This is a genomic window from Porphyrobacter sp. ULC335, from assembly GCF_025917005.1.
Lineage (GTDB): Bacteria > Pseudomonadota > Alphaproteobacteria > Sphingomonadales > Sphingomonadaceae > Erythrobacter.
In genome coordinates this window covers 3,590,241-3,609,606 of record NZ_CP078091.1, presented here as the reverse complement: position 1 = coordinate 3,609,606, position 19,366 = coordinate 3,590,241, and the positions used below count along the sequence as shown (strand labels likewise).

General features: G+C 64.2%; 21 protein-coding genes. 8 read left to right on the top strand and 13 right to left on the bottom strand.

The genetic code is table 11. The features are described from left to right. Positions 1 to 11 precede the first annotated feature (11 nt). The 5 genes from KVF90_RS17305 to secB form a co-directional block, all read right to left on the bottom strand. Entirely contained in the window at positions 12 to 404 is a 393-nt protein-coding gene (locus tag KVF90_RS17305) for an energy transducer TonB (protein WP_264392793.1), read from the bottom strand. A 104-nt stretch (positions 405 to 508) separates the two neighbouring features. Continuing rightward, positions 509 to 1,180, bottom strand: coding sequence for a DUF4136 domain-containing protein (locus tag KVF90_RS17300; protein ID WP_264392792.1), 672 nt, complete (start codon positions 1,178 to 1,180; stop codon positions 509 to 511). Between the two features lie 133 nt (positions 1,181 to 1,313). Further along, on the bottom strand, positions 1,314 to 2,330 hold the full coding sequence (gene trpS / locus KVF90_RS17295) for a tryptophan--tRNA ligase (protein WP_264392791.1): 1,017 nt from the start codon (positions 2,328 to 2,330) through the stop codon (positions 1,314 to 1,316). 21 nt (positions 2,331 to 2,351) lie between these two features. Beyond that, positions 2,352 to 3,917 carry a murein biosynthesis integral membrane protein MurJ gene (gene murJ, locus KVF90_RS17290; RefSeq protein WP_264392790.1) on the bottom strand — a complete coding sequence of 522 codons (1,566 nt, stop codon included), beginning with the start codon at positions 3,915 to 3,917 and terminating at the stop codon, positions 2,352 to 2,354. A 27-nt stretch (positions 3,918 to 3,944) separates the two neighbouring features. Next, complete coding sequence (gene secB, locus KVF90_RS17285; RefSeq protein ID WP_264392789.1) at positions 3,945 to 4,490, bottom strand: protein-export chaperone SecB; 546 nt, start codon at positions 4,488 to 4,490, stop codon at positions 3,945 to 3,947. 285 nt (positions 4,491 to 4,775) lie between these two features. On the opposite strand from secB, the gene KVF90_RS17280 reads away from it, so the two are divergent. The 3 genes from KVF90_RS17280 to KVF90_RS17270 are packed head-to-tail and all read left to right on the top strand — an operon-like array spanning position 4,776 to position 7,259. Next, on the top strand, positions 4,776 to 5,402 hold the full coding sequence (locus KVF90_RS17280; RefSeq protein ID WP_413677035.1) for a Tim44/TimA family putative adaptor protein: 627 nt from the start codon (positions 4,776 to 4,778) through the stop codon (positions 5,400 to 5,402). 58 nt (positions 5,403 to 5,460) lie between these two features. Continuing rightward, positions 5,461 to 6,681, top strand: coding sequence for a murein transglycosylase A (locus tag KVF90_RS17275; protein ID WP_264392787.1), 1,221 nt, complete (start codon positions 5,461 to 5,463; stop codon positions 6,679 to 6,681). Then, positions 6,678 to 7,259, top strand: a complete 582-nt coding sequence (locus KVF90_RS17270; protein ID WP_264392786.1) for a Smr/MutS family protein — start codon at positions 6,678 to 6,680, stop codon at positions 7,257 to 7,259. The genes KVF90_RS17275 and KVF90_RS17270 overlap by 4 nt, the downstream gene beginning before the upstream one ends. 90 nt (positions 7,260 to 7,349) lie before the next feature. Here KVF90_RS17270 and KVF90_RS17265 read toward each other — a convergent pair whose 3' ends face one another. Together KVF90_RS17265 and KVF90_RS17260 are read right to left on the bottom strand one after the other, a co-directional pair. Then, the gene (locus KVF90_RS17265) at positions 7,350 to 7,691 is read right to left on the bottom strand and encodes a hypothetical protein (protein ID WP_264392785.1); all 342 of its coding nucleotides are present in this window, start codon (positions 7,689 to 7,691) and stop codon (positions 7,350 to 7,352) included. Between the two features lie 84 nt (positions 7,692 to 7,775). Continuing rightward, the gene (locus KVF90_RS17260) at positions 7,776 to 7,940 is read right to left on the bottom strand and encodes a hypothetical protein (protein WP_264392784.1); all 165 of its coding nucleotides are present in this window, start codon (positions 7,938 to 7,940) and stop codon (positions 7,776 to 7,778) included. A 173-nt stretch (positions 7,941 to 8,113) separates the two neighbouring features. Between KVF90_RS17260 and KVF90_RS17255 the strand changes: the two genes are divergently transcribed. Both KVF90_RS17255 and KVF90_RS17250 read left to right on the top strand, forming a co-directional pair. Continuing rightward, entirely contained in the window at positions 8,114 to 8,383 is a 270-nt protein-coding gene (locus KVF90_RS17255; RefSeq protein ID WP_264392783.1) for a GlsB/YeaQ/YmgE family stress response membrane protein, read from the top strand. A 17-nt stretch (positions 8,384 to 8,400) separates the two neighbouring features. Next, positions 8,401 to 8,691: a hypothetical protein gene (locus tag KVF90_RS17250; RefSeq protein ID WP_264392782.1), complete on the top strand. Its 291-nt coding sequence runs from the start codon at positions 8,401 to 8,403 to the stop codon at positions 8,689 to 8,691. Positions 8,692 to 8,784: 93 nt separating this feature from the next. Here the strand turns inward: KVF90_RS17250 and KVF90_RS17245 are convergent, their stop codons facing one another. Beyond that, on the bottom strand, positions 8,785 to 9,330 hold the full coding sequence (locus KVF90_RS17245; protein ID WP_264392781.1) for a sigma-70 family RNA polymerase sigma factor: 546 nt from the start codon (positions 9,328 to 9,330) through the stop codon (positions 8,785 to 8,787). A 212-nt stretch (positions 9,331 to 9,542) separates the two neighbouring features. Here KVF90_RS17245 and KVF90_RS17240 point away from each other — a divergent pair, with 212 nt between their 5' ends. Then, entirely contained in the window at positions 9,543 to 10,160 is a 618-nt protein-coding gene (locus KVF90_RS17240; protein WP_264392780.1) for a DUF4142 domain-containing protein, read from the top strand. A 79-nt stretch (positions 10,161 to 10,239) separates the two neighbouring features. Here the strand turns inward: KVF90_RS17240 and KVF90_RS17235 are convergent, their stop codons facing one another. The 3 genes from KVF90_RS17235 to KVF90_RS17225 form a co-directional block, all read right to left on the bottom strand. Continuing rightward, positions 10,240 to 11,661, bottom strand: a complete 1,422-nt coding sequence (locus tag KVF90_RS17235; protein ID WP_264392779.1) for an alpha,alpha-trehalose-phosphate synthase (UDP-forming) — start codon at positions 11,659 to 11,661, stop codon at positions 10,240 to 10,242. Between the two features lie 130 nt (positions 11,662 to 11,791). Next, positions 11,792 to 12,529 (bottom strand): trehalose-phosphatase, encoded by a 738-nt coding sequence (gene otsB / locus KVF90_RS17230; RefSeq protein WP_264392778.1) that lies wholly within the window; start codon positions 12,527 to 12,529, stop codon positions 11,792 to 11,794. Beyond that, the gene (locus tag KVF90_RS17225) at positions 12,526 to 13,785 is read right to left on the bottom strand and encodes a cation:proton antiporter (RefSeq protein ID WP_264392777.1); all 1,260 of its coding nucleotides are present in this window, start codon (positions 13,783 to 13,785) and stop codon (positions 12,526 to 12,528) included. Before KVF90_RS17225 ends, otsB begins: the two co-directional genes overlap by 4 nt. Positions 13,786 to 13,944: 159 nt before the next feature. On the opposite strand from KVF90_RS17225, the gene KVF90_RS17220 reads away from it, so the two are divergent. Further along, entirely contained in the window at positions 13,945 to 14,475 is a 531-nt protein-coding gene (locus KVF90_RS17220; RefSeq protein WP_264392776.1) for a hemerythrin domain-containing protein, read from the top strand. 982 nt (positions 14,476 to 15,457) lie between these two features. Next, positions 15,458 to 16,108 (top strand): Crp/Fnr family transcriptional regulator, encoded by a 651-nt coding sequence (locus KVF90_RS17215; RefSeq protein ID WP_264392775.1) that lies wholly within the window; start codon positions 15,458 to 15,460, stop codon positions 16,106 to 16,108. Between the two features lie 134 nt (positions 16,109 to 16,242). Here the strand turns inward: KVF90_RS17215 and KVF90_RS17210 are convergent, their stop codons facing one another. Together KVF90_RS17210 and KVF90_RS17205 are read right to left on the bottom strand one after the other, a co-directional pair. Further along, positions 16,243 to 16,620, bottom strand: a complete 378-nt coding sequence (locus KVF90_RS17210) for a response regulator (protein WP_264392774.1) — start codon at positions 16,618 to 16,620, stop codon at positions 16,243 to 16,245. 17 nt (positions 16,621 to 16,637) lie between these two features. Continuing rightward, entirely contained in the window at positions 16,638 to 18,776 is a 2,139-nt protein-coding gene (locus KVF90_RS17205; protein WP_264392773.1) for a PAS domain-containing protein, read from the bottom strand. Between the last annotated feature and the right edge of the window lie 590 nt (positions 18,777 to 19,366).

The following is a 19,366-nucleotide window of genomic DNA, read 5'->3' as shown; positions in this document are numbered from 1 at the left end:
CGCAGGCGGGCCTAGTCCGCCTGCGGCGCCGCTGGCTGCGGCGGTTGATCCGGCACCCGCCAGTGCATCTGCGATTCCCACCTGCCTTCGACGGGCTTGCCCTGCTTGTCCTGTGCCGGAGTGAACCGCGCGCGGCGGGTCAGGAGCTTGCAGGTGTTTTCGTCAATCCGGAAATTGCCGCTGCTCTCGATGATCTCGCAGGTCTTCACCCGTCCCTGAGGCGTGACGGTGAGGGCGAAGCGGACCGATCCTCCGCCATCGCAGCTGTGCCAGTCGCAGGCCCAGTCGGACCCGTTGAACCATGTCGCGGGCGACCGCGGCACCGGAGCAGTCTGGGCGAGCGCTGCGGCAGGCAGGCACAGCGCGGCGAGTGTGAAGGCAGGGAAAAGGGCAGGGCGGATCACGCGACCGACTTTACGCTGAAAGCAGGCAACAAAAAAGGCGGCGCGATCCCCTGCGCCGCCTCTCTTTTCCCGTCCAAGGGTCTGTTAGGCGCTGCCTTACACCATCAATCGGTGGGGCGCACGGTCTTTTCGTCGTCGCGGATGGTGATCCGCAGGGTTTCGCCCGAATTGCCCGGAAAATCGGTGAAGATCGCGTCCACCAGATTGGGCACAAGGCGCGGCAGGCGGTTGGAACGCGACACCGCTTCGGCCTTGCCTTCGAACAGGCGCTGGCCATCGGCGCGGCGATCAATCTTCACATCGACGCCGCTGGTGTAGACGGTGTAGCTGCGCACATCCGGCCCGCCGAAGAACGGATCGTTGAAGCCAAAGCCCCAGGCGCCGAAGCCGCCGCCCCAGCCGCCCCACCGGCCCCAGCCGGGACCGGCAAAAGCGCCACCATTGAAATCGGTGCGAACGCGCTCGCGCCCGCCATCAACGCGGTAATCGAAGCGGACCAGCATGTCGGCCGTTTCGGGCGAGGCGGCGCGGGCATAGCCCAGCTCCGACAGTTCGGCCGCAACAGCATTGGCATAGGTCGCAAATTCAAGCCCGCCGGCAAGCTTGGGATCCTCGGCGACAACCGCAAAGGTCTGTCCCTGCGGCGCAGGCAGCGGCACGGCGAAGCGCGAAACATCCGCCTTGAACGGCGTGGCGCACGCCGAAAGCCCGAGGGCCAAAGCGACGGGAAGGGCGAGGCGGGTCAGGGTCTTGATCGAAGTCATAGGACGCAGCATGGCATAACCTCTGTCAGATATCCATTGCCATGACAGCAACGGCTCTTGCGCGGGATATCTTATGACATCGGGATGAACGGCAATTGAATATCGCCGCCACCCAGCCTCGCTTCGTCGCAAGCTGCCGCGCTGATCAGTGACGCACCAGCCCCAGCGCCTGATAGGCGGCCGAGAGCGTCGGGGTGCCGCGTTCGCGCGCTTTGGCCGCGCCGCGCGCGAGGATCGCGTCGAGCGCCTCGCTGTCTCCCTTCAGTGCCACGAAGCGGTCGCGAATCGGGCCGAGGCTTGTGACCAGCAATTCGGCCAATGCCGGCTTGAAGCCGCCGAAGCCCTGTCCGCCATATTGGCCGAGCACCGATTCGACCGACTGCCCGGACAGCGCGGCGTAAATGCCGACCAGATTGCGGGCCTCGGGCCGGTCAGCCAGTCCGGCCTCTTCCGAGGGCAGCGGTTCGGGATCGGTCTTCGCCTTCTTGACCTTCTGCGCCATGGTGTCGGCATCGTCGGACAGGTTGATGCGGCTCATGTCGGAAGGGTCCGACTTCGACATCTTGGCGCTACCATCACGCAGCGACATGATCCGCGCGGCCTCGGCCGGGATGATCGGATCGGGCAGGGTGAAGACGGGGGCGTCTTCGGTACAGAAATCATTGTTGAACTTCTGCGCGATGTCGCGCGCCAGCTCGAGATGCTGCTTCTGATCCTCGCCCACCGGCACATGTGTCGCCTGATACAGCAGCACGTCGGCGGCCTGCAGCACGGGGTAGGTGAAGAGGGCGACCGACTGCCCCTCGCGGTTCTTGCCGGCCTTGTCCTTCCACTGGGTCATGCGGTTCAGCCAGCCCATGCGGGCTGTGCCGTTAAGCAGCCATTGCAGCTCGGCATGCTGCGGCACCTGCGCCTGATTGAACAGCACCGAGCGATCGGGATCGATCCCGCAGGCGACCAGCGCGGCGGTCATCTCCAGCGTCGCGGCCTTGAGCCCGGCCGGATCATGCGGCTGCGAGATCGCATGGAGATCGGCGAGGAAGAAAAGCGTCTCCGAGCCTTCCTCCAGAGCATCCTGCATCGCCACCCAGTTGCGGATCGCTCCCAGATAATTGCCGAGATGCAGATTGCCGGTGGGCTGGATGCCGGAAACGACGCGCATGATTGTCCTGACGAAGTAAGGTTAGCTCTTGCGGCGCATTAGGCGCTGGACCGTTGCCTTGTCGAGTACGCCGAGCACCACGGTCGCCGCGCCATAGGTGACAAGGCTGACCAGCAGGATCGCGCCCACCGCCGCAAGCCGCATGGTGAAAGCGCCGTCGAGCCAGGGTGTGATCACCTGCATCAATGCCACCAGTGCCGCTCCCATCAGGCCCGCGGCAAGCGCGATCCGCCCAATCCGGCCCAGCACGCGGGCAGGCAGGCGGAAATAACCGCGGCGGGCAAGGATCGCGCCCAGCAAGGCGATGTTCGCCCACGCCCCCACCGCTCCGGCCAGTGCGAGGCCCACCACGCCCAGCGTCGGGACCAGCACGATATTCAGGCCGACCGTCACCACCAGCGACGTGGCGGCGGTGTAGACGGGGGTCTTCGTGTCGCGGCGCGCAAAGAAATTGGGGGTCAGTACCTTGACCAGCACATAGGCCGGCAGGCCCACCACCAACGCCGAGGTGACCATGCCGGTCACGCGCGCATCCTCGGCCGTGAAGGCCTGCCCTTCCATGAACGCCTTCACGAAAGCGAAGCCGGTGATGAACAGCGCCACCGCGCAGGGCAGGGTGAGCAGCATCGCCAACTCGATCGCGTTGGCCTGAAGGCGCACCGCCTCCTCGTCCTCGGCCTTGGAGATGTAGCGCGACAGGGCGGGCAGGATCGCCGTGCCCAGCGCGATCCCGATGATGCCCAGCGGCAGCTGGTTCCAGCGGTCGGCCATCGCCATGTAGGTGAGGCTGCCGTCGGGCAGGCCGCGGATGAAGGCAAGGTCGATGAAGCGGCTGATCTGGTACACGCCCGCGCCGAACACGGCTGGCACGATCAACACGCCCATCTCCTTGACCCGCTGCGTGATCCGGGGCGTGCCCCTCGGGATGTGGAAGCCCGCGCGCCGCATGAACCAGTAAAGCCACAGCAATTGCAGCAGACCGCTGACCGAAACCGCGATGGCAAGGCCCACGCCGGTCGCCGCGCGGGTCGCCTCGCTGCCGGGTTGCAGCGCGCCCCACACCAGTGCGGTCAGCAGGCAGATGTTGAGCAGGATCGGCGCCGCCGCCGCCGCGGCAAAGCGTGACAGCGAATTGAGGATCGCCGCCACCAGCGTCGCCAGGCTCATGAACATCAGATAGGGAAAGGCGATCCGCCCCATCGTGACCGCCAGATCATAGGTCGCGGCATCGCCGCGCAGGTCTTCATTGGCGAAGGCCCACAGCACCCACGGCATCGCCAGCATCATCAGCGCGCCGAACACGACGAGGATCGGCAGCAGCACCGCCAGCACTTCGCCCGCGAACCGTTTTGCCGCGTCCTCGCCCTCGGTCATGTGGCGGTTGAACAGCGGCACGAAGGCGCTGGCGAAGGCACCTTCGGCAAACAGGCGGCGGAACAGGTTGGGAAGCTGGAAGGCGAGCTGCCACGCATCGGCGACACCGCCCGCCCCGAGCACACGGGCGAGCAGGATGTCGCGGGCAAAGCCGAACAGGCGGCTGACCAGAGTCAGCCCGCCGATTGTGCCGACGTTTCTCAGCAGGCTCATGCTTGGTTACGCCCGCCTAGGCCCGGATCAGGCGTTGCCCGTGACCGGCGTTATCGGCTTGCCGCCCGCGGCTTCCTCTTCCCGGCGCGCGGCGAGCTGCTGCGCGTAGAGTCCGTTGAAGTCGACCGGATCGACCATCAGCGGCGGGAAACCGGCATCGCGCACCGCATCGGCGACAACGCGGCGGGCAAAGGGGAACAGCAGGCGCGGCGCTTCGGCATAAAGGAAGGCGTGGGCCTGATCCTCGGGCACGTTGCGCATGCCGACGAGGCCGGAATAGGCAAGGTCGACGATATACAGCGTGCCGCGCTGCGAGGTGGCGGTCAGCGTCAGCTTCAGCGTGACTTCGTGCACGTCGGCGGCGACGACTTCGGAGGCAATGTTGAACTGCACGTCGATCTGCGGCGGCTCGGGCCACTGGTAGACGTCGGGCGCGCTCGGATTTTCGACCGAGAGATCCTTCACATACTGGGTGATGATCCCCACCGCCGGGCTGGTGTCGGCACCGTTCGGCTGCGGCCCTGCGGCGTCGTTGTTGTCGAGATTGGTGAGGACGCCTTCTTCGTCGGCCATGCTGTTCGTGTCTTTCAAAGTGGGTAACAGTTCATGCACCTGACGCATGCTAAAGGCGTCAGGACGCTTGGCTGCGCGCCTAGCAGGGGCGCAAGGCTCCCGCAACCACAGCGCAACGGCTCACCGGATTTGACCCGCGCTGCAACCTATCGGGCGTTGGCGAATTGTAATGAGACCCTATTTAAGGCAGGGTAATACTTCCTAGGATGGTGCGGCGTCCCCCCCCGCGAGCGCGCCAGGCTTGATGATCGGACTGACACAGTGCTCGAAATCGTTCTCCTCGCCATGGTGGCCGCTTTTCTTGGTCTGCGGCTTTATTCCGTGCTTGGCCGCCGCGCCGAGCATGAAGAAGAGCCTGTGCCACAGCGCTTCGAATCGGACGATAAGCCCGCGATCCGCCCGGCGGCTGTGCCTGCGCCCGTCGTCAGCCCGCGTGCTGCCGAGCTTGAAGGCGTGATGCCCGCGGTGGAGCGTGCGCTGCGCGAAATCGCTTCTGCCGACAGCAAGTTCAATCTCGCCCAGTTCCTTGAAGGCGCGCGCGGGGCCTATCGCATGATCCTCGAAGCCTATTGGAAGGGCGACCGTGAGACGCTGCGCGAATTGTGCGATGATGACGTCTACGCCGGTTTCGTCTCCGCCATCGAAGCGCGCGACGCGGCGGGCGAAACGCTGGCCAATTCGCTGATCCGGATCGAGGAAACGCGCATCCATTCGGCGGTGCTGGACGGCAAGACGGCGCGCATCGCGCTGCTGTTCGTCGCCGATATCGCCGCCGTGACCCGCGACAAGGATGGCACCGTGATCGCCGGTTCGCTCGACGATGCGATCGAGAGCCGCGATGTGTGGACCTTCTCGCGCAATATCGCCGCGCGCGATCCCAACTGGCTGCTCGACGAAACCGATGAAGGTTGATCGGCGACGGAGTTGATCGGCGGGTCTTGCGAGGCCTGCTTACGATAAGGAGCCGATAATGCGCGCGGTGCTCGCTCTGGCCATGCTGCTGGCGCTGGGTGCCTGCGGGCGTTTGATCCCCCAAGGGACAATGCCCCCGCCTGTTGCAAGGCCGCCAGCCGCGCCCGTCGCCCCGGTTCCGCCCGCCGCTGTGCCGCTCGCCGCGAATGCGGCGCTGGCAGGTGTCGCGCTTGGCCCGGCCTTTGCCGCTCTATCGGTCAGCGATGTCGATGCACGCGGGGCGCTCTCCAGCTTCATCGAATCCTGTCCGCGTCTGCTGGCGCGGGATGACGCGAGCGGGCTGACCCGGCCTGATGATTGGCGCGGCGCCTGTGACGCGGCGCGCAGCTGGGCACCGGCACGCGCCCGCGCCTTCTTCGCCGAACAGTTCACCCCCGTGCAGGTGGGCGACGGCAAGGCCTTTGCCACCGGCTATTTCGAGCCCGAGATCGCCGGAAGCCGTACGCGGCGTCCCGGCTTCGAAGTGCCGGTCTATGCCATGCCGACCGATCTGGTGCGCGGCTGGCCCGATGACGTGGCCCTTTCCGAGCGCACCGGCCGCCCGCCCTTGGGGCGTTATGACGAGGCGGGGCGGTTCGTGCTTTATCACGACCGTGCCGCGATCGAGGACGGGGCGCTCACCGGCAAGGCGCAAGTGATTGCCTGGGCTGCCGATCCGGTCGAATTCTTCTTCCTCCAGATCCAGGGTTCGGGCCGCCTCCGCACGCCCGAAGGCGAGGTGATCCGCATCGGCTATGCCGGGCAGAACGGGCGCGAATATGTCGGCATCGGCGGGGTGATGCGCGAACGCGGCCTGCTGGGCGAGGGGCCGGGCAAGTATTCGGGATCGATGCAGGGCATCATGGCCTATATCCGCGATAACCCGCGCGATGGCCGCGATCTGATGCGCCTCAACAAGAGCTGGATTTTCTTCTCCGAGCTGAACGGCGATGGCCCGCTGGGCGCGCTCGGCGTGCCGGTGCGGCGCGAGTCGTCGGTGGCTGCCGATCCTGCCTTCGTGCCGCTGGGCGCGCCGGTGTGGCTCGATCTCGACCGGGCCGAGGCCGATGGGCTGTGGGTGGCGCAGGATACCGGCGGGGCGATCAAGGGCGCGAACCGCTTTGACACCTTCTGGGGCGCAGGAGAGGATGCGCGGCGGATTGCAGGCGGGATGAGCGGGCGAGGGCGGGCCTATGTCCTGCTGCCGCGTGCCGCCGCCGCGCGGCTCGCAGAGCGATGAGGCCGCCGCGGGGGCTGACCACGGGCGAGCAGGCGGCCTGGGCGCATCTCGCGTCGAGCGTGAAGCCGCTGCCGGGGAAGAAGCGTCCTGATCCTCCGACGCTTCCCAAAGTTGCCGCTCCTGCCCCAGCCAAGCCCCTTGCCGCATCCAAGCCCGCCAAACCCGTTGTCAAACAGCGCCCGCCCCTCCACTCCCGGGTTGCGCCCGGCGGTCCCCCTCCGCGTACCGGGGAGGATGCAGGGCTCGATTCCCACTGGGACCGGCGGATGAAGGCGGGGCGGCTGGAGCCTGATCTGACGCTGGACCTGCACGGTCACACGCTCGATACCGCTTATGACCGGGTGATGACCGCGCTCGATCAGGCGCGGATGATGGGGGCGCGGGTGGTGCTGGTGGTGGCGGGGCGTGAACGTCCGGTCGATCCCGCCGACCGCATGGCCAAACGCGGCGCGATCCGCGCCAAGCTGCTCGACTGGCTGGCGGCAAGTCGCCATTCGGATGCCATCACCGCGGTACGCCGCGCCCATATCCGCCACGGCGGCGAGGGCGCGCTCTACCTGATCCTCAAGCGGCGCTAGACCCCCTCTAGACCCCCTTTAGACCCCTTCCAGGGTCGGTTTGGTGATGTTTCACGCGAAACATCAGGCGGTAAACGAGGCGATGTTCCGTCAGTCGCGGCACTTCATGGCGATCACCCGCCACGCAAGCTGCGAAGGTCGGCCCCCGACACTGCGGACTTCATTATCGATGCACTGCTGCTTTGGTGACCGGTCATCCGGCATGTTGCCGCGCAGTCTCCGGTCGAGTTCCAGCACGTCCTCAAGCTCCTCCGGGGTGAGCTCGCTGACGGCGCGCCGCCCGTCCCTCAGGGCAACATAATTGTCCCGGGCGCGGGCGAATCGATCAACGGCGGCCTGCGGCTGTTGCACACCAGACGTACCCTGCGCCTGAACCGGCACGGGCAGCGCCAGAGCGAGCGTTGCGGCGGAGAGGAGAAACCGGATCATCATGCGCGCAAACATCCAATGCCGGCGCTTTCAAGAACCTGAACAAAACGGCTCAGGATCATGCACTTGACGGGTTCGTGATCCTGATCAGCGCGGGACGATGCTGATGCCGCCATCGCTTTCGAGCATCGCATGGCGGACCTCCGCAGTCTCGATGATTCCATGCCTGAGTCGCACGGTCCAGAACCACTCCTGGAATGAATCATCCGCTGCGGTCGGCCGCTGTGCACGGGCGGCGTCCGAATTCACCATCGAGCTGTCTCCCTAGGATGCAATGATGTCGGACAGTGTGTTGCATGCTCCACAACATAAGTGAGGGCGAAATGCCCCCATCCTGTCAGGCAGGCCGCGTCGAAGCCAACCGGCGGGCGCCCGAAATATGGGCCTCTGCGGGGTGGGATCACCTCTCGGCAAGGAGAAAGCTCATGAACTTCCTACTGATTATCATTGTTGGAGGCATCCTCGGATGGCTCGCCAGCATGGTGATGCGGACCGATGGCCAGCAGGGCATCTTCCTCAACATCGTGGTGGGCGTGGTTGGCGCGTTGCTCGCCGGTTTCATCATCAGCCCGCTGCTCGGTCAGACGCCGATCACGTCGGGTGATTTCGACATCGGTTCGCTGCTCGTCTCGTTCCTCGGCGCGGTCGTGTTGCTCGCCATCGTCAATCTGTTCCGCCGCGGTTCGGTGCGGTAAATTAAGGAAATAATCCTATGAAAAAGTTTGTTACTATTGCCACCTTCGCTGTGGCTGTCACCGGTCTTGCTGCCTGCAACAATGCCGACGACCAGCGTGAAGACCAGCTCGAAGCGCAGGCCGATGACGTGCGCGAGGGCGCCGATGCAACCGCTGACGCTATGGAAGATCGTGCCGACACGCTCGACCAGACCGTCGACGGGGTGGATTCGACCGCCGAGCAGAATCTCGAGAACAAGGCGGACAACGTTCGCGACAATGCCGAGGTGAAGGCCGACAATCTCGAAGAAAAGGCCGACGAGCAGTAAAACTCGTCACTGCATCATTACAGACGGGGCGGGGTCCGAGGCACATCGCTCGCCCTGTCTGCATGCGGGCCTGCTCTATGAGCGGGCCCGTATTTACATGCTGGCCCGGGCGTGTTCCGGCCGTGTTTCCCCACCGTCCATGATCGCCCGCATCGCGGCTCGTCCGCGATTGATCCGGCTCTTGACGGTCCCCAACTTGCAGTCGGCGATCACCGCCGCTTCTTCGTAGCTCATCCCCGAGGCCGCGATCAGCAGCAGCATTTCGCGCTGGCTGTGTGGCAGCTGGCTGAGCGCGTCCTGGATATCCTCCAGATGGATCCCGGTTTCCTGTTCGGGTTGCTGGACCAGCAACCGTTCGGCGGCTTCCGGCTCCCAGCTCACCAACCGGCTGCGCTTGCGCAGCGTGTTGTAGAACTGGTGGCGCAGAATGGTGAACACCCACGGCTTGAAATTGCTGCCGGGCAGGAAGGTATGGCGCGATGACCATGCCCGGACCATTGTTTCCTGCACCAGATCCTCGGCCATGTCGCGTTGGCGGCACAGCGACCGTGCGAAGTTGCGCAGTGCGGGCAGGGAGGCGATCATCTCGGCGGTGAAACTGGGCGAGTCACATTCGCAGGTTCTACTGGGGGCTGGCATGGGTATCGCACCTTGTCCGTTACGTTCATCCCCCTGTCCCTCTTCGGCGACCTTCCCCGCGGGTTCACTATACTCGGCAAGGATTTGGCGGCGCGGACCTGACGCCCGGCGCTAAAGCGAGTCATTGGCCTATGTGAATTCGCTCTCCCTCTGCCGTTCCTATCAAAGGTCGCCCCCGTCTCCGGGGAACGACGAGATTGAAAGGACAGACAATGCGGATAGCACTACTGATCGCCGGGAGCCTGCTGGCGACCGCTTGCGGTGGCCGCGACGCGGCGGAACAGGCCCCCATGGCAGACACCGGCATGACCGAAGGCGACGCTGGCGGTGCCTTTGCCGAACAGCCGCCGAGCGCGCCGGAATTTGCCCAAACCGCCGCGATGTCGGACATGTACGAGATCGCCACTGCGAACCTCGCGCTCGAGAACGCCGATAGCGAAAAGACGCGTGAATTCGCGCAGATGATGGTGGCGGATCACACCAAGTCCTCGGAGGCGCTCAAGCAAGCGATCAGCGCATCCGGTCAGACCCTGCCCCTCCCCGCAAAGCTTGATGCCGAGCATCAGGCACAGGTCGATATCCTCGAACGGCTCGACGGGTTGGACTTTGACCGCGAATATATCAGCCAGCAGATCACCGCGCACCGCAAGACGCTGAGCCTGCTCAAAGCCTATGCCGGAAACGGCGATGTCGCCGAACTGCGGCAGTTCGCGCAGGCGACCATTCCTGCGGTGCAGAAACACCATGACTGGCTGGAAGACAATTCACCCGTATCCGGCGCGACAGGCGGTACGCCGGGCGCCACGCTGGGTGCGACCCCCGCGCCATAGGCCGGGGCCTTGCCCATTGTGCAGCAGCCCCCGCGCGAGTTCTCCCCTTGCGCGGGGGCTTTTGCTGGCAGTCGTATGGTCAGCCCTTGTTGCTTGCTGTCTTGAGAAGGCGCGGCAACTCCTCGGAGTCCGGGCCTCCTGTCAGCGCCTCCATGAACTTGCGCGACCACCACTGCACGTCGTGCTGGGTGATGCATTCAAGCATCGCACGGTGCCGCTCCTGTCGTTCGGCCAGCGGCATGGCAAGCGCGCGGGCAATGCCATCGGCCATGTCTTCGGTACTGTGCGGATTGACGATAACGGCTTGCTCAAGCTGCGCGGCAGCGCCGGCAAAGCATGACAGCACCAGAACACCCGGATCGGCCGGATCCTGAGCGGCGACATATTCCTTGGCGACGAGGTTCATCCCGTCGCGCAAGGGGGTAACCAGACCAACCCGGGCCGCGCGGTAGATGCCGAAAAGTTCGTCGCGCGAATGGCCGTGATTGACGTAGCGGATCGGCACCCAGTCGATCGAGGCAAACTGGCCGTTGATGCTGCCTGAAAGCGTGCTCAGTTCGGTGCGGATCTGCTGGTAGCTCGGCACATCCCCGCGCGAAGGCGGGGCGATCTGGAGGAGGAACACCTTCTCGCAGAGTTCGGGATGGTCGGTCAGCAACAGCTCGTAGGCGGCGAAGCGTTCCTGCAGGCCTTTGGAATAGTCCAGCCGGTCCACCCCGACGATCACGTCCCGCCCCACCGCGCTGACCGCCAGCCGCGTTTGCGCCTGCTTGGCGGCAAGACTGTGCACCGCGCCGCAGAAATCGGCCGTATCGAGCCCGATCGGGCAAACCAGCAGGCGCGTGCACCGCCCATCAAAGCGGACGCAATCGCCATCGCATTCGCAATCGAACTGGGCAGTGACATAATCGATGAAGGCCTGCCGCCATTCATCCGTCTGGAACCCGATTACGTCGTAATCGAGCATGCTTTTGACTAGTTCCTGATGATTGGGCAGCGACATCAGCAGGCTGGGCGGCGGCCAGGGGATGTGCAGGAAGAACCCGATGCGATTGGCAAAGTCGCGCGAACGCAGGTGCTGGCCCAGCGGCATCAGATGATAATCGTGCACCCAGATGAGGTCATCGGGCTCGATCAGCGGCGCAAGCGTCTCGGCAAAGCGCCAGTTCACCCGGGCATAGCCGCCCGCAAAGTCACGCGCGATCTCGGTCAGGTCCAGCCGGTAATGGAACAGCGGCCACAAGGTGCGGTTGGCAAAACCGTTGTAGTATTCGTCAACGTCCTGCGCTTCGAGGTCGATAGTCGCCGTCGCAACGCCGTCAGCGCGGCGGAAGGTGATCTGACCGGTGAATTCCTCGGTCTGTTCTCCCGACCAGCCGAACCAGATGCCGTTGCTGGTCCGCAACGCGGCCGCCAGTGCCACCGCCAGGCCGCCGCGATTGGCGTTTTCCCCGTCGGTGTCGACCTGAACGCGGTTCGAAATGGCAATGAGGCGGGGCATCACGTGGCCCTCCTGTTGGGCAGGGCGACGCGGCTGCGCTGCCGTGCAGGGGTGATCTGCGCGACAGGCGTGAACCGCCGATGCGCATGACCACGCCGCCTTTGCCCAAGGTGCATGCGCAAAAAACCGCTTATGTGATGAAACCGTCCGGAGCGCCTTCAAGCAGTTTGCTGATATGGTCGTGGACCGCCGCAGGGTCCGCCAGAATCGCGTCGGCATGGGCGGCAATCCGTTCGCCGACCGCGATCCCGCCCCCACCGCATTCGCGAGCGGCGGCGATGGCGGCGATATCTGTCAGATCGTCACCGATGTAGACCGGCACGCTTTCGGCGAAGGGGTGCAACTGCATGATCGCGCGCACCGCGTCCCCCTTGTCCGCGCCCGGCAAGCGCAGCTCGAACACCTGGTCGCCCGCCTGAATGACGAGATCGTGCTCTTGCGCACATTCCTTCGCCCAATCGTGCATCGCGTCGGCCAGGCGCGGGGCAAGCCGGTAATGCAGGCCGAGGCCATAGCTTTTCAGTTCGAGGACCACGCCCCGTGACGCGCCAAACCGGGCTTCGGTCTCCCGCGCGAGAAGGGCGAAGATGCTCGCCGGGGGCGGGGCGCGCAGCCGCCCTTCGTGGCGCAGTTCGAGCCCGTGGCTGGCGGCGACGGTGACCGGCCACAGGCTCCTGCCCCACAGGGCATCAAGCTGTTCGATCGAACGCCCGCTGATGATCGCGACGCGCGTGTCGAGCCGCTCCAAAGCCGTGGCGATCAGCCTGCGCAGGTCATCGCTGACGCTGACTGCCTCCGGCGTCCGGGCGATCGGCACCAGCGTGCCATCGAAGTCCAGCAGGAGCGAAAGGCGCGCGCCGGGCGTCACTGGCTCGCCTCCGGTTCCCGAGCCGTTTCAGGCTCTGGCTCATGCTCGGGACCGGCGCGGATTCCGGCGAGCGCGGCTCCCGCGGTCAGGCCGTGAACCACGGCCGACATCGCGATTGTCACCAGCACCACAAGCCACAGCTCCGCGATAGCCGATATCGTCGCTGCGCTTGCGGCAAAGGCGAGGTAGTAGATGCTCCCGATCCCGCGCACCCCGAAGGCGGCGGTGACAAAACGCTCGCGCGGGGCCAGCCCCGTTCCGCCCAGGACGATCCAGCCAACCAACGGCCGGATCACGAACACAAGGCTTGCGGCGATGGCGACATGCTCCCAGCGCACCCAGTCCACATAAGTGCCTAGCGCCGCGCCGGTCATCAGCAGCAGAATGGCAGTCAGCGCGTGCTCGATGGCGAGGTTGAAAAGATGCAGGTTGCCGTGGAAGTCATGTTCCACCTCGATCCGGCGGAACACCAGCCCGCCGACGAAACAGGCGATGAAGCCGTAGCCGCCGACCCATTCTGCTGCGCCGTAACACACCAGCACCCCCGCCAGCGCGAGCACGCCCGATCCTGTCTCGGCAAGGACATTGCGCGCTGGCCAGCGGAATACCACCTGCCCGAGCAGCCACCCTGTCGCCGCACCCGCCAGCGTTCCGGCGACAATGCGGTAAATGAAATCGCGGGCGAACCATTCCGCAGCCTCGGTGCCCGTCAGTCCGGCGATGGCTGCAATGGCGAGATAGACGAAGGGGAAGGCCAGCCCGTCATTCAGACCGGCCTCGGTCGTGAGGGCGAAGCGGACCGGATGCTCTCCCCCTTCGGTGGGAGGGCCAACCTGCACGTCGCCAGCCAGCACCGGATCGGTCGGCGCAAGCACGGCTCCCAGCAGCAGCGCGCTTGCCAGCGACCAGCCGGCAGCCAGACCAACCAGCACCATCGCTCCTATCGTCAGCGGCATCGCAACGACCAGCAGCCGCCCGGTCGAGCGCCAGCGCGTAAAGGGCCTGACGACATCAAGGCGCATCCCGGTGGCGAACAGGGCGACGATCACCGTCATCTCGCTCAGCACCTCCCACCATTCGGGGTTGGAGATGGGCTGGAACAGCGGCGGCGGCTCATCGATGAACAGGGCGCAGAGCACGCCCCCCAGGATCAGCAGTGCCGAAGCGGCAGGCTCGCGGCCTGACACAAAGCGCGGCAGCCAGAAGGCGACAAAGATCGCCAGACCCGCAAACAGCAGGAACGCGTGATAGGACATGGGATGTCTGCCGTCGGCCCCCGAAAGAAGGCGACCGCATGACGCGCGCCCGCGGGAGGGGCATTAACTCCGGTTAGGAACGCAGGCGAAGGCCAGCCGGCAGGGTGCTTCTAGGGTGTCCGGACACACATTTTCCGACCTCTATGAAGGAGAATCGCCATGTCTTTTCTGGATCGTATTGCCTCCGCACTCGCCCCCGCCGCTTCTGAGGAAAAACGGATGGAAGCCCGTGAACAGCTTGAGCAGATGGCTGTCAACGAACCCTTTGCCGAGCAGATTCTCGCGCAGCACCGCCAGATCGAATCCCTGTTTGCGCAAGCGCGTGACGAAAACGGCCCGCACGCACAGGCGACCATCGAAGAGTTGGCGCTGCTTCTCAACGGACACGCGATGGCCGAAGAAGCTGTCATCTATCCCGAGATTTCCGACCACAGCAGCAAGGCTCACGCCGGCATGGCCTATGAAGAGCACGCCATGACGAAGGTCCAGTTGGCCGCCTTGCAGAAGATGCAGCCCGGCACGCAGGAATGGCGTGAGAAACTCGATCATATCGAAAGCGCCGTGCAGCAGCATGTCTATCAGGAGGAAAGCAGCTGGCTGCCTGATGTTATCCGCTATGCTCCGGCGGAGGCGCGCCAGCGGATGAGCCTTAATTTCCGCGAATACTTTGACAGGTTCGAACGCGCCTGACCCCTGCGCCGATCCCGGACGGTGCGGTTTGCGACCCGCCGCGCTGAAGCCGGGTAACCGCCCGCAAGAGCTGTGAACGCGCCCGCATGCCGGGCAAGCTCACAATCTTGCGGGCTTTTTCGTGTGAGCGGCAGGCCTGTTGGCGGCCCGCAACAAAAAACCCCGCCCATTTCTGGGCGGGGAGTTGTTGGGGCAATGGCCGGACGAAATGGAAACAAAAAACGTGACCGGCCATCGAGTACCAGGGGGATCGGGATACCCCCGGGCAGGTTACGACCCTACCCGTCCGATTCGCGGCACGCTCTAACTTGGTTTGTTTCTGCGGTAATTGTCAGCGGCCCGATCCACCGGGGCGCACGCGCAAGATGCCGCGCCCTGAGGCCTGTCGGGCCGGAGCGCGGCATAAGGGGGCGGCGACGGACGGGGGCGTGTCCGCCGCCGCGTCGTTCAGCTCGAAGCCGGGCCGGATAATCCGCTGGCCCCGTCGTTCGAGCTGCCCGATCCGGTGGGGCTTTGGCAGTCACCTTGCGCGCGGCTATTCCGGGCCTGGCTATCGCGACTGCGCTGGTTGGCCATACTTCATCCCCAAATGGTGTCAGCGGGACACTGCGGAGCCCCGCACACGCAACTTGTCCGCCCAGAATGCCACCGGGCAGGTCAACGCCCCTTATCCTGCATTACCCACGCTGGACGCCCCACAGCCGCGCCGCGCGGCCTTGTCGCAGCGGGCTGGCAGTGCCATGTTAGGAGCAGATTTTTGGAAGACGTTGCAAAGGCTAGGGAAACTCTGATCGAGAATCGGCCAGACTTCAAATGGTGTTACAGGCTCTATTGCCAAGCATTTGCATAACCGCAGGTGGCAGTGCGAATTCTTTTCGCGGTGAGCCGCATTAGATTCGACAAATGGCTTAACTTTTGATTGAGAGAAACGTCAGCCATTCAGCGAGAGTGTAGTTATCGCAACGATACAAGGAGCACGCTAATGTCGAATGCCTTTTTGCTACGGCTTATGCATGCTGCCGAACTCAGCGACCAAGAGATTGCGGCAGTCGAGGATCTGTGTCGCCAGCCGAAAGAAATCGGCGCTAAGAAGTACTTGTCGCGCGATGGTGACGAGATGGTCACATTTCCGGTCATCCTGAGCGGATGGGCTGCACGCTATCAGATTTTGCGCAACGGTGCCCGGCAGATCACGCGTTTGCTGTTGCCCGGTGACGCCTTCTACTTCGACTGTTCGCCCGACGGAATCGCGATCGAGGAGGTCATCACCCTCAGCCCCTGCAAGATCGTCAACATTCTCCATTCGGACATGCGCCGGGTGATCGACGAGTTTCCGGCGGTGGGTGAAGCGCTTCGCAGCTATGGCAGCATGGAAAATGCCGTGCTGGCGTCGTGGGTGGTCAACGTCGGCAGGCGCGATGCGCTGGAGAGAATGGCGCATCTCATTTGCGAGACGCAGTACCGCCTTTCACTGGTCGACAGCGAGCAAGACGATCAGATTTATTTCCCGCTGACGCAGGACGATCTGGCCGACGTGCTTGGCCTGACCCCCTGTGCACATCAACCGCAAGTTGCAGCAGCTTCGTCAGGATGGATTGATCGCACTGCGTTCCAAGCAGTTGTCGATCCTTGATCTGCGCACTTTGCAGCAGATTGCGGGCTTCGATAGTTCCTACCTTGCGCCGCGGACCCAGACCCCGCGCGAGCAGGAGCGCGTACGACTCCGGGCGATCGCGGCCTGATCCGCGCGCCCGGGGCTGTGCGCCCCTAGCTTTCCCCGTTTCTCGGTAGGCCTGCCAGCGCCGCAACGATGTGCGGCCCATCGGCTGGCTTGCTGAGATAGGGGCTTTCCGCCAGATCCTCGGGCAGCATGGCCGTGTCGTAGCCCGTCAGAAATACGAACGGGATCGCCCGCGCCTTCAACTCGCGGGCGAAATCGAACGACAGGCCGTGGCCTAGGTTGATGTCGATCAGCACTACGTCAATCGGGCCATCTTCCAGCAGACGCGAAAGATCCGGGATTGTCGCGCAAGCGGCGACGACCTTCGCGCCGACCCTTTCCAGCATCTGCTTGCAATCCTGCGCCTGATAATAATCGTCCTCGACGATGAGGACGCGGCGTCCGGCAAGAGTTTGGTCGGTCATGGCTGGTCGTTTCGTCGTCAGGATCGGGGGTCAAGAATGCTGCCGGCGTCCGACAGCGGGAATTCAAGTTCAGCCAGGACGCCAGTGTCGTGGATTGCGAAGCGGCCTGCGCCCTGCAACTCGTACGGCACACGCTCTTCGATCAGCTTGCGGCCAAAGCCTTTTCGGTTCTGCTTCGTCTTTTGGCGCGGTGCGGTTTCCTGCCAGCGCAGGCTGACCCAAGGCATCCCGTTTTTTTCCTGTGTCGACCATATGATGCGGATATGCCCGGTATCGCCAAGCGCGCCATACTTGATCGAGTTTGTCGCAAGTTCGTGGATCGCCAGCGTCACGATCTCAGCCGCATGGGGGGAAAGCGCAACCTCTGGTCCGTCGACATGGCATTGATCGGGCTGCACGGCGTGGACCACCAATTCCTCGCGCACCAGCTCGGCGAGATCGACATTGCGCCCGGGCGAACGGGTGAGGGTGCTCTGGGTGCGCCCCATCGCCTGAAGCCGCCCGATCAGGTGATCGACATATTCGTCGACATGGCGGTGGCTGGGGGCTGAAAGCCGCGCAACCGAACGCACCATACCGATCAGATTGCGCACGCGGTGCTGCAATTCAGCAACCAGCAGCTTCTGCCATTCTTCCTCGCGCCGACGATGCGTGGTGTCGATCATCGCCCCGAGCATCCGCACCGGCTTGCCCTTATCGTCATAGAGGAACCGCCCGCGCGCGGAGAGCCAGACGACGTCCCCGTTAGGGTGGCGCACGCGGTATTCGTTGACGTAATCCTCACCGCTTTCCATGGCCTGCGCAATCTTTGCCTCGGCATCGGCCAGGTCATCGGGATGGACGCGTTCTGCCCATATTTCGAAGTTCGGATCGACTTCGCCCGGCTCGTAGCCTTCCATGCGGTAATGTTCGTCAGACCAGATCAGTTCGCCAGTCTTGACGTTCCAGTCCCATAGCCCGACCTTGCCGATCTCGCTCGCCACCCGCAGCATCTGCGCACCATGCAGCAGCTGTTCTTCGGCGAGGCGCCGGTTGGTGACATCGGTCGCCATGCCGAACCATTCGGTGATCGATCCGTCTTCGGCGAGCACTGGAACCGCGCGCGTCGACAGCCAGACGATCGAACCGTCAACCGTGTTGAGGCGAGCCTCGATCTCAAGTGGACCGCGTCGCTGGATCGCATCAGCAATCGCTGCCTGAACGGCGGCACGGTCGCTTTCCGGCACGAAGTCTTCGACCCAGTTGCGTTCTTCCCCGACATCGCCGAGCAGGCGCTTGCCGCCAACCTGTTGCACCAAGGTGCCTTCGGGGTTCATGCGGAAGATGAGATCGGAGGTCGCTTCGATCAGCGTCTGCAACCGGCTTTCGCTGTGGCGCAGCGCCAGCTCCATGGTTTTGCGTGCGCCGACATCTTCGAACAATACGCCCACCAGATAGGGGGCATGGTCGCCGATCGGGAAAGCGAATACGTCGAACCAGCGCCCCATCGCGACGGATTCGCTCTCGAACCTTTCGCTGACGCCCGAATGTGCGATCCGTCCATATGTCGCGGCCCACCGATCCTCGATATCGGGCTGGAGGCTGCGCATGGATTTGCCGATTGAATCCTTGAGCCCGGTATGCGCGACAAAGGCGTCGTTGGCTTCGAGGAACAGGTAGTCGACCGCCGCTCCATTCGGGTCGAACAGCACCTGAATTATGCAGAAGCCCTCGTCGATGGCATCGAAAAGACGCTTGTAGCGCTCATCGGTCTCGCGCCGCTGCTCGCGTGCGTGATGCTCGCCGGAGATGTCGCGGATGCGCGCCATGAGCGCCGGGCGCCCGTCATGGCGCAAGGGGGTCAGCACCACCTCGTAGACTTGCGGAAACTGCGCACTTTGGCGGACCAGCACTTCCGGGGTGCCGCGCGCGAGCACGCGCTCAAAGTCTCTCGCCCAGTCTGCCGCGGCCTCGGGGAAACGCTGGCCCAAGCTCTTGCCGGTCGGATCCTCGATACCGAGCAGGCGACACAAGGCCGGATTGCTGGCGAGATAGCGCCAATCGCGCCCTTCTTCGCCAGCCTTGCCGACCGGCTCGACAATGCAGGCAGCGTCGGGGAGCGCCCTGAAGGCCGCGCCGAACAGGCTCTCGTCTGGATCGTGAGGAAAATCCGACATCAGTTCGCCTTTAAAGCCGACGCCATAGGACGCCCGACCGGACATCTGACTAACATAGTTTGCCATTGCCGGAAGCCCCAGCCTCTCAGCTAACGCAAGATAAAGACGCCTGATTGAGCCACGCGCAGAACGGATTGTGCGGTTACGCAAAGCCCAACCAACCGGTGTGCGGGCAAAGGCGAACCGCCAGGGAGTTTATCTATGCGCGTTATGCTCACTCTCTTCGCCGTTGGCGCTGCCGCGTATGTGTTGTCCCGGCGTACAGCCGAGCGCGGCGGACAAAGTCGTGCCGCCTTTGCCAATGACCAGCCGGATAACGGTGCAAATCCTGTGCGCGATGCAGGGCCCGATGCCATGCGGGACGCGCCGATAAAGCCTTGGACTTCGGTCGATGAAGCAAGCGACCAGAGCTTCCCGGCGAGCGATCCGCCCGGGTCCTACTGATTTTCTTGCCCGACCCTGCGGCATGGTACTCGGCGTGGCGGATTTCCGGGGCACCCAGCCGCAGGGTGCAGGCCTATGATGCTCAAGTGAGTTAGTGTCGATTCTCGCGTGTTCGCCTTCAGACTGCGACCAAACCAGGCTGACTT